Genomic DNA, 14,294 nt, shown 5'->3' on the forward strand with positions numbered 1-14,294 from the left:
GGGGTGACGAGTAAGAACTCTACGTGCGGACCGGGGGGAGCGCCAACCCACTGCACTTCCCGGGCGTGTCGCGTTCTGCAACACAGGCTCCCGGAACGCAGCGACGCCCGGCTCCCACAGGGGAACCGGGCGTCGACGAGCGAGCTCGATCAGGCCAGCGTCACGCCGGCGAGCGTCTTCTTCCCGCGGCGGAGGACGACCACTCCCCCGGGCAGTGCGAGGTCCGACAGCCGTGCGGCCGCGTCCTCGACCCGGACGTTGTTCACGGACACGCCGCCCTGGTCGACCGCACGACGGGCCTCCCCGAGCGACTTCACGAGTCCGGTCTCGACGAGCGCCTTCGCCACGTCGGCGTCGCCGGGCAGCGTCGCGGAGCCCGGCAGCTCGGCGATCGCCGACCGGAGGGTCCGCTCGTCGAGGCTCGTCAGGTCTCCGTTGCCGAACAGTGCCGCCCCCGCGTCGATCGCGGCCTGCGTGGCCTCGACCCCGTGGACCACCGCCGTGACCTCGAACGCGAGGGTCCGCTGGGCCTCACGTCGGAAGGGTTCGTCCGCGACGGCCTGCTCCAACCGCTCGATCTCGGCGCGCGTCAGGAACGTGAACTGCCGCAACCGCTCGACCACGTCGGCGTCCGAGGTGTTGAGCCAGAACTGGTAGAACGCGTAGGGCGACGTCATGTCCGCATCGAGCCAGATCGCGTTGCCCTCGCTCTTGCCGAACTTCGTGCCGTCGGAGTTCACGATGAGCGGGGTCCCGAGCGCATGCACGGACGCCCCCTCGGTGCGACGGATGAGCTCCGTCCCCGAGGTCAGGTTGCCCCACTGGTCGGAGCCACCCGTCTGCAGCGTGCACCCGTACTGCAGGAAGAGCTCGCGGTAGTCGAGGCCCTGCAGGATCTGGTAGCTGAACTCGGTGTAGCTGATGCCGGCATCGGAGTTGAGCCGCGCAGCGACCGCGTCCTTCTTGAGCATCGAGTTGACTCGGAAGTACTTGCCGATGTCCCGGAGGAAGTCGATCGCGGACAGCGGTGCCGTCCAGTCGAGGTTGTTCACGAGCCGGACGCCGTTCTCGCCGTCCGGGCTGAGGAACCTCGACACCTGCGCGCGGAGCCGGTCGACCCAGTCGGCGACGGTCTCGGGCGTGTTCAGCGTGCGCTCGGCCGTCGGCCGCGGGTCCCCGATCAACCCGGTCGAACCGCCTACGAGCGCGAGGGGCTTGTGCCCGGCGAGCTGGATCCGCCGCAGGGTCAGCAGCTGCAGCAGGTTGCCGCAGTGCAAGGACGGCGCGGTCGGGTCGAAGCCGCAGTAGTACGTGATCGGCTCGCCGTCGAGGGCCTCCTTGAGTGCGGTCTCGTCGGTCGAGACGTGCACCAGACCACGCCAGCGCAGTTCGTCCCACACCGAGGCGAAGGTGGGATCGTTCTGCTGGCGCGTCAGGACATCGAGCGCGGTATCACTGGACACCAGGCAATCGTAGCGGCCGGGAGGCGCGGGTCGCCCCCGCTAGTCCAGGGCACCCTTGTGCCGTCGGTACGTCGAGACCGTCGGGTCGCCGGTCAGCCAGAACCGCCAGGGGAACCCCGCGCCGCCGGCGATGCCGCCGACGCCGGTGCGCGGTCCGCGCGAGATGCGCGGGACGTCGTCCACGCCGGTCTCGGCGAGGAGTTCCTCGACGACCGCGGCCGGCGGGGCGGAAGCGAGCCGTGCCTCCAGGCCGGGTGCCAGGGTGAGCACGAACGGGCCGGACCCGTCGAGGAGCGACGTGCCGTCGTCGGTGCCGAGCGCGGCGCCCAGAGCCACACCGATGTTCCCCGGTCCGCGGGCGAGCGCGACGTCCGCGGGTCGGGGGCCGCGACGATCGCGCGCTGTGGCCAGCCCGTCGACGACCTCACCGCCGCGGAGGAGCGTCCCGGCCGAGACGCCCTCGGGGCCGCTCACGACGTTGACGCAGGTGTGGATGCCGTACGAGCGGTAGGCGTAGAGCGTCCCCGGCGGACCGAACAGGTGGCGGTTGCGCTCGGTCATGCCCCGATGTCCGTGCGAGCCGGGATCGGTGGGCCCGTGGTAGGCCTCGACCTCGGTGATCCGGATGCTGACGCCGCGCCCGGTGATGGTCGCGCCGAGGAGTGCCGGCGCGGACACGGGCGCCGGCTCCGCCAAGAGCCGCCGGATCGCGTCCGTCATCGCGTCCGTCATCGCGTGAAGGGCGCGCCCTCCGCCAGCTCGCGGACGCGCTGCGTCAGGGAGGTCAGCTGCTCGGCGACGCGGTCGGGAGCGGTCCCGCCGGCACCGGAGCGAGATGCCACACTGCCCTCGATCGTGAGGACCGAACGCACTTCCGGCGTGAGGTGCTCGGACACCGCTCGGTACTCGTCGTCGGTCGGGTCGTCGAGCTCGATGCCGCGCTCCTCGCAGTGGCGGACGAGAGCACCGGAGACCTCGTGGGCGTCGCGGAAGGGCACGCCCTGGCGGACGAGCCACTCGGCCACGTCGGTCGCGAGCGAGAAACCCTGCGGCGCGAGCTCGGCCATGCGCTCGGTGTCGAACGTCAGCGTCGCGACCATGCCCGTGAAGGCCGGCAGCAGGACCTCGAGCTGCTCGACCGAGTCGAAGACGGGCTCCTTGTCCTCCTGCAGGTCGCGGTTGTACGCCAGGGGCAGGCCCTTGAAGGTCGCGAGGAGGCCGGTGAGGTTGCCGAGCAGTCGACCGGACTTGCCACGGGCGAGTTCGGCGATGTCCGGGTTCTTCTTCTGCGGCATGATGCTCGACCCCGTGGAGAACGCGTCGTGGAGCCGGACGAAGCCGAACTCCTTCGTGTTCCAGAGGATGACCTCCTCCGCGAGGCGCGAGACGTCGATGCCGATCTGCGCGAGGACGAAGGCGAACTCCGCCACCACGTCACGGCCGGCGGTCGCGTCGATCGAGTTGTCCGCGGGCCGGGCGAAGCCGAGCTCGAGGGCGATCGCCGTCGGGTCGAGCCCGAGCGAGCTGCCGGCGAGGGCACCGGCACCGTACGGGCTGACGCTCGCGCGGGTCGACCAGTCGCGGAGGCGCTCGAGGTCGCGCACGAGCGGCCACGCGTGGGCGAGCAGGTGGTGTGCGAGGAGCACGGGCTGCGCGTGCTGCAGGTGCGTACGGCCCGGCATGATCGCGCCGGGGTGCTCGTTCGCCTGCTGGCTGAGCGCGTCCACGAGGTCGATGACGAGGTGCCCGATGCGCCGCGCGTGGTCGAGCATGTGCATGCGGCCGAGCGTGGCGATCTGGTCGTTGCGGCTCCGGCCGGCGCGGAGCTTGCCGCCGAGCTCGGGTCCGACGTCGGCGATGAGCAGGCGTTCGAGGGCACCGTGGACGTCCTCGTCGGAGTCGTCCGGCTGCAACTCGCCGGTGGCGTGGGCGTCGGCCAGCCGATCGAGCCCCGCGAGCATCCGCTCCAGCTCGTCCTCGGTCAGGTATCCGGCAGCGTTGAGCGCGCGCGCGTGCGCGCGGGAGCCGGCGATGTCGTAGGGCGCGAGCTGCCAGTCGAAGTGCGTCGACTTGGAGAGGGCGGCGAGCTCGGCGCTCGGGCCGTCCGCGAAGCGGCCGCCCCAGAGGGCGCCGGTGTTGGTGGCGTCGGTCTTGGCGGGCGGGGTCGCGTCGGTCATGTCGTCCTGCTGGGGTGTCGGCGGTCGTGCGGTGCGTGGCGGGGGCGGGTCGCGCCTCCCGGCCGGTCCGCGGTCAGGCGGACGCGGTGGCGGGTCGTGCCTCCTGGCCGGTCCGCGGTGGGGCGGGACCGACCGGTCCCGCCCCACCGCGGGCGACTAGTTGGCGGCGTCGCGGCGTGCCGAGATCTTGCTCGGCAGCGACCACAGCTCGATGAAGCCCTTCGACAGGGACTGGTCGAACGTGTCGCCGGTGTCGTACGTCGCGAGGTCGAAGTCGTAGAGGCTCTGCTCCGACTTGCGCCCCGTGACCGTCGCGCGACCGCCGTGCAGCTGCAGGCGGATGTCACCGGAGACGTGCTGCTGGGTGTGGTCGATGAACGCGTCGAGGCTGCGCTTGAGACCGCCGAACCAGAGGCCGTCGTAGACCAGGTCGGCCCACTCGGACTCGATGCCGCGCTTGTAGCGGTTGACGTCACGCTCGAGGGTGAGGCTCTCGAGCTCCTCGTGCGCGGCGATCAGCGCGATCGCGGCCGGGGCCTCGTAGACCTCGCGCGACTTGATGCCGACGAGGCGGTCCTCCACGACGTCGATGCGGCCGACTCCGTGCTTGCCGGCGAGGGCGTTGAGCTCCTGCACGATGCGGAGCACGCTGAAGCGCTGTCCGTCGATCGCGACGGGGACGCCCTGCTCGAACGTGATCGTGACCTCGTCGGCGTCCCGCGGGACCGTGGGGTCCTGCGTGTACGAGTAGAGGTCCTCGATCGGGGCGTTCCACGGGTCCTCGAGGAACCCGGTCTCGACCGCGCGGCCCCAGACGTTCTGGTCGACCGAGTACGGCGACTTCTTCGACTGCTCGATCGGCAGGTTGTGCTCGTTCGCGTAGACGATCGCCTTGTCGCGGGTGAGCGCGAGGTCGCGGACCGGGGCGACGCTCGTCAGGTCGGGCGCGATCGCGGCGACCGCGGCCTCGAAGCGGACCTGGTCGTTGCCCTTGCCGGTGCAGCCGTGCGCGACGCTGTCGGCGCCGAGCTGCTTCGCGGTGAGGGCCAGGTGCTTCGCGATGAGCGGGCGGCTCAGCGCGGACACGAGCGGGTAGCGCTTCTGGTACAGCGCGTTCGCCTTGAGGGCGGGCACGAGGTAGTCGTCGGCGAACTCGTCCTTCGCGTCGACGACGACCGACTCCACCGCGCCGCAGTCGAGCGCGCGCTGACGGATGGCGTCCATGTCCTCGCCGCCCTGGCCGACGTCGACCGCCAGTGCGACGACGTCCTTGCCGGTGGCGTCCTTGAGCCAGCCGATGCCGACGGAGGTGTCGAGGCCTCCGGAGTACGCCAGTACGACGCGGTCTGCCATGTGGTTTCTCCTTGGGGTGGGGGTGTCAGTTGGTGGTGGCCGGCTCGGCCGTGGCCTCGGCCGGTTCGGCTGCGTTCGATGCAAGGAGCCAGGCGAGGAGCGCCTTCTGGGCGTGGAGACGGTTCTCTGCCTCGTCCCAGATGATGCTGCGCGGGCCGTCGATGACCTCGGCCGTGACCTCGTAGCCACGGTCGGCCGGCAGGCAGTGCATGAACACGGCGTCGTCGGCGGCGTGCGCCATCAGCTCGTCGTCCACGCGGTACCCGGCGAAGGTGTCCAGCCGTGCCTGCTTCTCGTCCTCCTTGCCCATCGACACCCACGTGTCGGTGACGACGACGTCGGCGCCGGCGACCGCGGCGACCGGATCGGTGACGACGAGGACCGAACCACCGGTCAGCGCTGCGCGGTCCTCGGCGTCGGTGACGACCCGGGCCGCCGGCGCGAAGGACTCGGGTGCGGCGACGCGGACGTGCATGCCCGCGGTCGCGCCGGCGAGCAGGTAGGACTGCGCCATGTTGCTGGCGCCGTCGCCGACGAACGCCACGGTCTGCCCGGCGAGCGTGCCGCGGTGCTCTCGGATGGTGAGCAGGTCCGCGAGGAGCTGGCACGGGTGGAAGTCGTCCGACAGGGCGTTGACGACGGGGACCCGCGTACCGGCGGCCATCTCCTCGAGGCCCGACTGGGCGTAGGTGCGCCAGACGATCGCCGACACCATGCGCTCCAGGACCCGGGCGGTGTCCGAGGGGGTCTCCTTGCCGCCGAGCTGGCTGTTCGCCGTCGTGATGACGAGCGGGCTGCCGCCGAGGTCGGAGATGCCGACGTGGAAGGACACCCGGGTCCGTGTCGAGGACTTGTCGAAGATCACCGCGACGGACTGCGGGCCCGCGAGGGGCTTCGATCCCCAGCGGTCGGCCTTCATCTGCGCCGCGAGGTCGAGGATCGCGGACTGCTCGGCCTGGCTCAGGTCGTCGTCGCGGAGGAAGTGGCGGGTCATGCGGACGTCTCCTGGGTGGTGGTGCCCTGCGCGGCCGCGACCGCTGCGAGGCTCTCGCCGAGGATCGACACGAACTCGTCGATCTCGGCGTCGGACACGATGAGCGGCGGCGCGATGCGCAGGCTCGACTCGTTCGGTGCGTTGATGATGAGGCCGCGCTCGAGGGCGGCCTGGTTGACGGCGGGGCCGACCGCTGCGGTCAGACCGACGCCGATCAGGAGTCCCGTGCCGCGGACCTCCGCCACGAGCGGGGAGCCGAGCGACGCGATGCCCGCACGGATCCGCTCGCCCTTGACGACCGCGCCGGTGACGAGGCCGGCCCGTTCGATCTCCTCGAGGACGGCGTTCGCGACACGGGTGCCGAGCGGGTTGCCGCCGAAGGTCGAACCGTGCTGGCCCGCCGAGAACAGGTCGGACGCCCATCCGAAGGTCACGAGGGCACCGATCGGGAAGCCGCCCGCGATGCCCTTCGCGATCGTGATGGCGTCCGGCGTGAACCCGTGGCCCTGGTAGGTGAACCAGTTGCCCGTGCGCCCGACACCGGTCTGGATCTCGTCGAGGATCAGCAACGCCCCGTGCTCCTCGGTCAGGCGCCGAGCAGCGAGCAGGAAGCCCTCGGGGAGGTCGACCACGCCGGCCTCGCCCTTGATCGGCTCGAGGATGAGCGCCGCCACGTGGTCGTCGAACGCCGCCTCGAGCGCCTCGAGCGTGGAGTCGACGTGCTCGACTCCTGGGACCATCGGCAGGAAGTCCTCCTGCAGGGCCGGCTTGCCGGTGAGCGCGAGCGCTCCCATCGTCCGGCCGTGGAACCCCTGCTTGAGCGCGAGGATGCGGGTCTTGCCGCCGTCCGCGCCCTTGTTCAGGCGCGCGAGCTTGAACGCGGCCTCGTTCGCCTCGGCGCCGGAGTTGCCGAAGTACACACGACCGGCGTCGCCGGCACCGGTGATGCGCTTGAGCCGCTCGGCGAGCTCGAGCTGCGGCGGCGTCGCGAAGTAGTTCGAGACGTGCACGAGCTTCGCGGCCTGGTCGGACACCGCGTCGACGAGGGCCGGGTGCGCGTGCCCGAGCGAGTTGACGGCGATGCCGGCGAGGAAGTCGAGGTACTCGTTACCGTCGACGTCCCAGACGCGGCAGCCCTGCCCGCGCTCGAGCATGATCTTCGGCGGGGTCAGCGATCGCATGAGCGACGCCCCGAACCGGTCGTTCCAGGTCTGGGTCTGCGTCTCGGTGCTCACTGCTCGTGCCCCTTCTCGATCGTGGCTTCGTGCTTGCCGGTGGTGACGGCGTGCCCCGCCGCGCTGGCCGAGGCCGACGCTGCGACCCGACGGCCGATCTCCGCGTGGGTCATCTGGTTCTCGGTCCGGCGGCTCGGGTCCGGGATCACCTCGGTGCCCGCACCGCGGAGGGTGAAGACCTCGAGGAGGATCGAGTGCGGGATCCGGCCGTCGATGATCGTCGCCCCGCCGACCCCGCCGACCACGGCGTCGAGGCACGCGGTCATCTTCGGGATCATCCCCGACTCGAGCGACGGGAGGAGTTCGCGCAGTTCCTCGACGGCGATGAGGTCGACGATGGAGTCGCGGTCCGGCCAGTTGCGGTACAGCCCGGGGACGTCCGTCAGCATCATCAGCTTCGCGGCCTTCAAGGCGATCGCGAGGGCGCCGGCCGCGGCGTCGGCGTTCACGTTGAGCGCCTGGTCGGGGTGCGCGTCGTCGATCGCGATGCTCGACACGACCGGGATCCGGCCGGCCTCGATCGCCGCGAGCACCCCGGACGGGTCGACGTGCGTGATGTCGCCGACGTGTCCGAGGTCGAAGTGCTCGCCGTCGACGACGACGCCCTTCTTCTCACCGGTGAACAGCGAGCCGCCGTCGCCGAAGACGCCGACCGCGAGGCCGTCGCCGTGCTCGTTGACGAGGTCGACGATCTCTCGGTTGACCTCGCCGGCCAGGACGTCACGGACGACCGTGATCGCCTCGGTCGTGGTCACCCGGTAGCCGCCACGGAACTCGGACTCGATGCCCTGCTCCTTGAGGGCGGCCGAGATCTGCGGCCCACCGCCGTGCACGACGACCGGGTGCAGGCCCGCGTAGCGCAGGTAGACCATGTCCTCCGCGAACGCCCGCTTGAGGTCCTCGTTGATCATCGCGTTGCCGCCGAACTTGACGACGACGACCTTGCCCGAGAACCGTTTCAGCCAGGGCAGGGACTCGATGAGCGTCGCGGCCTTCACGGCGGCGAGCTCGTGCTCTTCTTCCTTGGTCAGGTCGTGATCGCTCATCAGCTGGAGTACGCGCTGTTCTCGTGGACGTAGTCGTGCGTGAGGTCGTTCGTCAGGATCGTGGCTGCGTGCGGTCCGACCCCGAGGTCGATGAGCACGTGGGTCTCACGTCCGGTCAGGTCGACCGCGTCGCTCGGCTCGTCCGGCGCGCCGGCGTGGCAGACCCGGACGCCGTTCATGCTGACGTCGACCGCGTACGGGTCGAACTCGGCGTCGGTCGTGCCGATCGCCGCGAGCACCCGGCCCCAGTTGGGGTCGTTCCCGAACACGGCGGCCTTGAAGAGGTTGTTGCGGGCGACGCTCCGGCCCACGGCGACCGCGTCGTCCTCGCTCACGGCACCGACGACCTCGATCGCGATGTCGTGGCTCGCCCCCTCGGCGTCCTGCTGGAGCTGCTTGGCGAGGTCGGCGCAGACGGCGGTCAGGGCCTCCTGGAAGTCGCCGACCTCCGGCGTGGTGCCGCTCGCACCGGAGGACATCAGGACGACCGTGTCGTTCGTCGACATGCATCCGTCCGAGTCGACGCGGTCGAAGGTCACCCGGGTCGCCGCGCGGAGCGCCTGGTCGAGTTCGTCGGACGTGAGGAGCGCGTCGGTCGTGATGACGACGAGCATCGTCGCGAGACCCGGTGCGAGCATGCCCGCACCCTTCGCCATGCCGCCGACGGTCCAGCCGTCCTCCGTCACGACGGACTGCTTCGGCTTGGTGTCGGTCGTCATGATCGCCGTCGCGGCGTCTGGACCACCGGTCGGGGACAGCGCCGCGGACGCGAGGCCGACGCCCTTGAGGACGTTGTCCCGGAAGGTCTGGTCGCCGACCCCGATCAGCCCGGTCGAGCACACGACCACGTCGCCGGCACCGACGCCGAGCGCGTCCGCGACCGCCTCGGCCGTGAGGTGGGTCGTCTGGAACCCGAACGGACCCGTGAAGCAGTTCGCGCCTCCCGAGTTGAGGACGACGGCGCGCGCGATCCCGTCGCCGACGACCTGGCGGGACCAGATGACGGGGTGCGCCTGCGCGCGGTTGCTCGTGAAGACGGCGGCGACCGCCGCCTCGGGGCCGTCGTTGACCACGAGGGCCACGTCCGGCTTGCCGCTCGTCTTGAGTCCGGCGGTGACGCCCGCGGCACGGAACCCCGCTGCTGCGGTGACCCCCTGCGCGGTCGTCCCGGCCTGGAGGCCCGCCCCGGCTCCGTCGTGCTGGCTCGCGTCGTGCTGGCTCGCGTCGTGCTGGTCCGCGTCGTGCTGGTCCGCGTCGGTCACGGTGCGACTCCGTCCACGCTCAGGCCCAGGGTCTCGGGGAAGCCCAGGGCGATGTTGGTGGACTGGACCGCTGCCCCGGCGGTGCCCTTCACGAGGTTGTCGAGCACGCTCACCGCGACGACCCGGCCCGCGGCCTCGTCGACCGCGATGCCGACCAGGCAGGTGTTCGCGCCGGTGGTGTCCGCCACCCGGGGGAACTCGCCCTCGGGGAGGAGGTGCACGAACGGCTCGTCCGCGTACGCCTGCTCCCACGCGAGGCGGACGTCGCGGGCGCTGACGCCCGGCGTGAGCTTGGCGGTCGTCGTCGCGAGGATGCCCCGCGACATCGGCACGAGGACCGGCGTGAAGGAGATCGTGACGTCCGCCGCGCCCGCGACCGCGAGGTTCTGCTGGATCTCGGGGACGTGCCGGTGGGTCCCACCGACGGCGTAGGCGCTCGCGGACCCCATGATCTCGGAGGCGAGGTAGGTCGTCGCGAGCTTCTTGCCGGCGCCGCTCGGACCGACGGCCAGCACGGCCACGATGTCGTCCGACTCGACGAGTCCGGCCTGGATCCCCGGTTGGATGCCGAGCGTGACGGCCGTCACGTTGCAGCCGGGCACCGCGATCCGCTTCGTGCCGACGAGTTCGGACCGCTGCCGACCCTGCGCCTGGATGTCGTCCTCGTCGCGCCACTCCTCCGCCGACCCCGGCTTCGGGGCCGCGTGCAGCAGTTCCGGCAGGCCGTAGGTCCACGCGCCGTGGTACTCGCCGCCGTAGAAGGCTTCCCACGCGGCCGGGTCGGTCAGCCGGTGGTCCGCGCCGCAGTCGACGACGAGTGCTTCGTCGCCGAGCTCGGCGGTGATCGCACCGGACTGGCCGTGCGGCAGCGCCAGGAACACCACGTCGTGTCCGCGGAGGTTCTCCGCCGTCGTCGCCACGAGGGTCAGGTGGGCCAGCGAGCGCAGGTGCGGTTGCATGGCGACCAACGGCTGTCCGGCGTTCGAGAACGCCGTCACCGTCCTGACGTCGAACTCGGGATGGGCGGAGAGCACGCGCAGGAGCTCACCACCCGCGTAGCCGGAGGCTCCCGCCACGGCGACGGATACGGACATGGGATTCCACCTTAGGTCGGACTGGTCGTCGAGAGAGTCGGAGGCGGCGGCCCCGGGCGGTGATCCTGGAGGATCAGTCGCGCAGGGTCGCCCCGAATCGCTCGCCGGCACGTCGGACAGCGCCGTCACGGGCCTCGGAGGCCTCGGCAGCGGTCAGCGTGCGGTCCGTGGCACGGAAGCGCAGCGCGAACGTCAGGGACTTCTGTCCCTCGTCCACGCCGGTGCCCCGGTAGTCGTCCACGAGCCGAGCATACTCCAGGAGCTCTCCGGCACCAGTCCGGACGGCGTCGAGGACGTCACCGGCGGGGACCCCGGCGTCGACCACGAGCGACAGGTCCTGCGTCGCGGCCGGGTACGACTCGATCGGTGCGACCGACACGAGCTCCGGTGCAGCGGCGACCAGGGCGTCGAGGTCGAGCTCGACCACGGCGACGACGCGCGGGAGCACCGCGGCCTCGCTGAGCTCGGGCAGCAGCTCACCGGCGATGCCGACGACCGCACCGCCGACGAGGAGCGACGCCGCGCGCCCCGGGTGCAGGGACGGGTGCGTCGTCTGCACCACGGTCAGCTCGACACCGACCGCCCACGCGATCTCGCGCGCGACGTCGAGCGCGTCCGCGATGCCGTACGGCTCCGCGGCGACGCCCGGCTGCTTCAGGACCCGGTGGCCGGTCAGGAGCGCCGAGACGTGGAACGGCTGCGGCGGCAGCGAGACGTCCAGGGCGGCGAGGGTCGCACGGTCGGGCAGCGCGGCGCCCGCGGGGACGTCGGCCGTGCCGAGCTCGTGACCGGTCGCCGGCAGGAAGACCCGGGAGGTCTCGTACACGGCGACGTCGACGAGTCCGCGGGAGACGTTGCGCCGTGCGACCTCGACGAGCGCCGGCAGACCGCTGCGGCGGAGTCGGTTCTGCTCGCTGTCGAGGGCGTTGGCGAGCACGACGCTCGGACCGCCGTCGCCGTCGATGCCCGGGTAGGCCGCCTGCGTCGCGGCGGACACGAACGGCGCGGTGACCACCTCGACCAGACCGGCGGCCGCGAGGGCGTCGGCGACACGGCGACGGGCACGCTGGTGTCCGGTCAGTCCGCGTCCGGGCGGGGCCACGGGGAGCACGCTCGGGATCCGGCCGTAGCCGACGATGCGCGCGATCTCCTCGACGAGCGTGGTGTCGTCGACGAGGTCCGGACGCCAGGTCGGCGGCGTCACCGAGAGCAGACCGCCGTCGACGTCCACCGTGGCACCGATCGCGCGCAGGGTGTCGACGACCTCGGCGTCGGTGTACTCGACGCCGATGAGTTCGGCGGGACGGCCGATCCGCATGGCGACAGCGGGACGCGGGGTCGTGTCGACCACGGTCGAGCCGAGCGCGTCGGCCGTGCCCCCGGCGAGCTCGACCAGGAGCTCGACGGCGCGGTTCGCCGCGGCTTCGGACACGAGCGGGTCGACACCGCGCTCGAAGCGTCGGGACGCCTCGCTCGGCAGTTTGTGGCGACGGGCGGTCCGGGCGATCGACACCTGGTCGAAGACCGCGGCCTCGATGAGGACGTCGGTCGTGGTGGCGCTGATCTCGGTCCGGGCCCCACCCATCACCCCGGCGAGGCCGACCGGGCCGTCACCGTCGGTGATGACGAGGTCTTCCGGGTCGAGCTTCCGGGTGACGTCGTCGAGCGTGACGAGGGTCTCCCCCGCCGCCGCCCGGCGCACGCCGAGCCCGCCGACGACCTTCGCGAGGTCGTACCCGTGGAGCGGCTGGCCGAGCTCGAACATGACGTAGTTGGTGATGTCGACCGGCAGCGAGATCGAGCGCACCCCTGCGAGCGCCAGCCGTGACACCATCCAGGCCGGTGTCTTCACGGTCGGGTCGATGCCGCGGACGACACGGGTCACGAAGGTGGTCGCACCCTGGCGACCACGGATCGGCGCCCGGTCGTCGATCGTGACGGAGAAGCCGTCCGCATCGCGTGGGGCGACCCGCGCGGCCGGGTCGTGGAAGCTCGCGCCGGTGGCGTGGGCGTACTCGCGGGCGACGCCGCGCATGCTCAGGGCGTAGCCGCGGTCCGGCGTGACGTTGATCTCCACCGCAGCGTCGTCGAGGCCGAGCAGGGCGATGGCGTCGGCGCCCACCTCCGGCTCCATGCCGAGGTCGGCGAAGCGCAGGATGCCGTCGTGCTCGTCACCGAGTCCGAGCTCGCGCGCCGAGGCGATCATGCCGTCCGACACGTGTCCGTAGGTCTTCCGGGCGGCGATCGGGAACGGACCGGGGAGCACCGCTCCGGGGAGGGTCACGACGACGAGGTCGCCCGCGACGAAGTTGTGGGCACCGCAGACGATGCCGCGGGGCTCCGGCTCGCCGACGTCGACCTGGCACCAGTTGATCGTCTTGCCGTTCTTCTGCGGCTCGGGCTCGAGCGACAGGACGCGACCGACGACGATGGGCCCGGTGAGGTCGTAGGTGTGGACGTCTTCTTCCTCGAAGCCCACCGACACGAGTGCCGCGTGGACGTGCTCGAGGGTGACGTCCTCGGGGAGGTCGACGGACTCGCCGAGCCAGCGGAGTGGGACGCGCATCAGACCACCGTTCCGAACTGCTGCGAGAAGCGGATGTCGCCCTCGAGGAAGTCACGCATGTCGTTCAGGCCGTTGCGGAACTGCAGCGTCCGCTCGATGCCCATGCCGAAGGCGAAGCCCTGGTACTCGTCCGGGTCGATGCCGGCGGCACGCAGGACGTTCGGGTTCACCATGCCGCAGCCGCCCCACTCGACCCACCGGGCGCCGCCCTTGGCGTTCGGCTGCCAGACGTCCATCTCGGCACTCGGCTCGGTGAACGGGAAGTAGTTCGGGCGCAGGCGGATCTGCGCTTCGTCGCCGAACATCTGGCGCGCGAAGTGCTCGAGCGTGCCGCGCAGGTGCGCCATCGTCAGGCCCTTGTCGATCGCGATGCCCTCGACCTGGGTGAAGACCGGCAGGTGCGTCGCGTCGAGTTCGTCCGCCCGGTACACGCGCCCGGGGGCGATGACGTAGAGCGGGAGGTCGCGGCTCAGCAGGGAGCGGACCTGCACGGGCGACGTGTGCGTCCGCATGAGCAGGTGGCGGTCGACCGGCTCGACGAAGACGGTGTCGGCCATGGCGCGCGCCGGGTGGTCCTGGTCGAAGTTCAGGGCGTCGAAGTTGAACCACTCGTGCTCGAGCTCGGGGCCCTCTGCGACCTCCCACCCCATGCCGACGAAGATGTCGGCGACGGCGTCGTTCAGCAGCGAGAGCGGGTGGCGCGACCCGGGGGTGCGGCGGGACGGCAGGGCGGTGACGTCGACGCGCTCGGCCTCGAGGCGCGCACGCTCCTCGGCCACGGCCAGGACGGACTCCTGCGCTGCGATCGCCTGGTTCACGGTGCCGCGCGCCTGCCCGACGAGCTTGCCCGCTGCGGCCTTCTGCTCCGGCGGCACGCTGCGCATCGACGCGTTCATGCGCGCGAGCGGCGACTGCTCACCGGTGTGCTCGGCCCTGGCCTGCTTCAGCTCGGCGACGGTCGTCGTGGCGCGGACGGCCGCGAGGGCGGCGTCCACGGCGGCGGCGACGGCCGGTTCGCTGATCTCGAGGTGTTCTGACACGAGGCCCAAGCCTACCGGCCCGTGGGATACCGCCGTCCTGTACCCGTCGGACGGTGGAGGGACG

Annotated in this window: 11 protein-coding genes; all 11 read right to left on the reverse strand. The window is 71.6% G+C overall.

All coding sequences use genetic code 11. The features are described from left to right. Positions 1–149: 149 nt before the first annotated feature. Positions 150–1,463, reverse strand: coding sequence for a tyrosine--tRNA ligase (gene tyrS / locus MON03_RS14445; protein WP_502798675.1), 1,314 nt, complete (start codon positions 1,461–1,463; stop codon positions 150–152). Between the two features lie 39 nt (positions 1,464–1,502). Then, the gene (locus tag MON03_RS14450) at positions 1,503–2,183 is read right to left on the reverse strand and encodes a DNA-3-methyladenine glycosylase (protein WP_242089093.1); all 681 of its coding nucleotides are present in this window, start codon (positions 2,181–2,183) and stop codon (positions 1,503–1,505) included. An 8-nt stretch (positions 2,184–2,191) separates the two neighbouring features. Further along, positions 2,192–3,640 (reverse strand): argininosuccinate lyase, encoded by a 1,449-nt coding sequence (gene argH, locus MON03_RS14455; protein ID WP_022903530.1) that lies wholly within the window; start codon positions 3,638–3,640, stop codon positions 2,192–2,194. Between the two features lie 156 nt (positions 3,641–3,796). After that, the gene (locus MON03_RS14460; protein WP_022903529.1) at positions 3,797–4,993 is read right to left on the reverse strand and encodes an argininosuccinate synthase; all 1,197 of its coding nucleotides are present in this window, start codon (positions 4,991–4,993) and stop codon (positions 3,797–3,799) included. Positions 4,994–5,018: 25 nt separating this feature from the next. Continuing rightward, positions 5,019–5,987 carry an ornithine carbamoyltransferase gene (gene argF / locus MON03_RS14465; RefSeq protein ID WP_242089095.1) on the reverse strand — a complete coding sequence of 323 codons (969 nt, stop codon included), beginning with the start codon at positions 5,985–5,987 and terminating at the stop codon, positions 5,019–5,021. Next, entirely contained in the window at positions 5,984–7,222 is a 1,239-nt protein-coding gene (locus MON03_RS14470) for an acetylornithine transaminase (RefSeq protein WP_277927245.1), read from the reverse strand. The genes argF and MON03_RS14470 overlap by 4 nt, the downstream gene beginning before the upstream one ends. Continuing rightward, a complete protein-coding gene (gene argB, locus MON03_RS14475; RefSeq protein WP_242089097.1) occupies positions 7,219–8,268 on the reverse strand; it encodes an acetylglutamate kinase in 1,050 nt (349 codons plus the stop codon). Before argB ends, MON03_RS14470 begins: the two co-directional genes overlap by 4 nt. Further along, positions 8,268–9,530: a bifunctional glutamate N-acetyltransferase/amino-acid acetyltransferase ArgJ gene (argJ, locus tag MON03_RS14480; RefSeq protein WP_229727971.1), complete on the reverse strand. Its 1,263-nt coding sequence runs from the start codon at positions 9,528–9,530 to the stop codon at positions 8,268–8,270. Before argJ ends, argB begins: the two co-directional genes overlap by 1 nt. Continuing rightward, positions 9,527–10,624, reverse strand: coding sequence for an N-acetyl-gamma-glutamyl-phosphate reductase (locus MON03_RS14485; protein ID WP_242089098.1), 1,098 nt, complete (start codon positions 10,622–10,624; stop codon positions 9,527–9,529). The genes argJ and MON03_RS14485 overlap by 4 nt, the downstream gene beginning before the upstream one ends. A 73-nt stretch (positions 10,625–10,697) precedes the next feature. Beyond that, complete coding sequence (gene pheT, locus MON03_RS14490; RefSeq protein ID WP_242089099.1) at positions 10,698–13,190, reverse strand: phenylalanine--tRNA ligase subunit beta; 2,493 nt, start codon at positions 13,188–13,190, stop codon at positions 10,698–10,700. Beyond that, positions 13,190–14,230, reverse strand: a complete 1,041-nt coding sequence (gene pheS, locus MON03_RS14495) for a phenylalanine--tRNA ligase subunit alpha (RefSeq protein WP_242089100.1) — start codon at positions 14,228–14,230, stop codon at positions 13,190–13,192. Before pheS ends, pheT begins: the two co-directional genes overlap by 1 nt. Positions 14,231–14,294: the final 64 nt, after the last annotated feature.

This window comes from Curtobacterium sp. DN_7.5 (assembly GCF_022655355.1).
In the GTDB taxonomy this organism is placed as follows: Bacteria; Actinomycetota; Actinomycetes; order Actinomycetales; family Microbacteriaceae; genus Curtobacterium; species Curtobacterium luteum.

What these genes read in the sequence shown, in the direction of transcription:
- MON03_RS14450 (WP_242089093.1), bottom strand. Translation starts at nt 2,183, where the DNA reads ATGACGGACGCGATCCGGCGGCTCTTGGCGGAGCCGGCGCCCGTGTCC.
- argH (WP_022903530.1), bottom strand. Translation starts at nt 3,640, where the DNA reads ATGACCGACGCGACCCCGCCCGCCAAGACCGACGCCACCAACACCGGC.
- MON03_RS14460 (WP_022903529.1), bottom strand. Translation starts at nt 4,993, where the DNA reads ATGGCAGACCGCGTCGTACTGGCGTACTCCGGAGGCCTCGACACCTCC.
- argF (WP_242089095.1), bottom strand. Translation starts at nt 5,987, where the DNA reads ATGACCCGCCACTTCCTCCGCGACGACGACCTGAGCCAGGCCGAGCAG.
- argB (WP_242089097.1), bottom strand. Translation starts at nt 8,268, where the DNA reads ATGAGCGATCACGACCTGACCAAGGAAGAAGAGCACGAGCTCGCCGCC.
- MON03_RS14485 (WP_242089098.1), bottom strand. Translation starts at nt 10,624, where the DNA reads ATGTCCGTATCCGTCGCCGTGGCGGGAGCCTCCGGCTACGCGGGTGGT.
- pheT (WP_242089099.1), bottom strand. Translation starts at nt 13,190, where the DNA reads ATGCGCGTCCCACTCCGCTGGCTCGGCGAGTCCGTCGACCTCCCCGAG.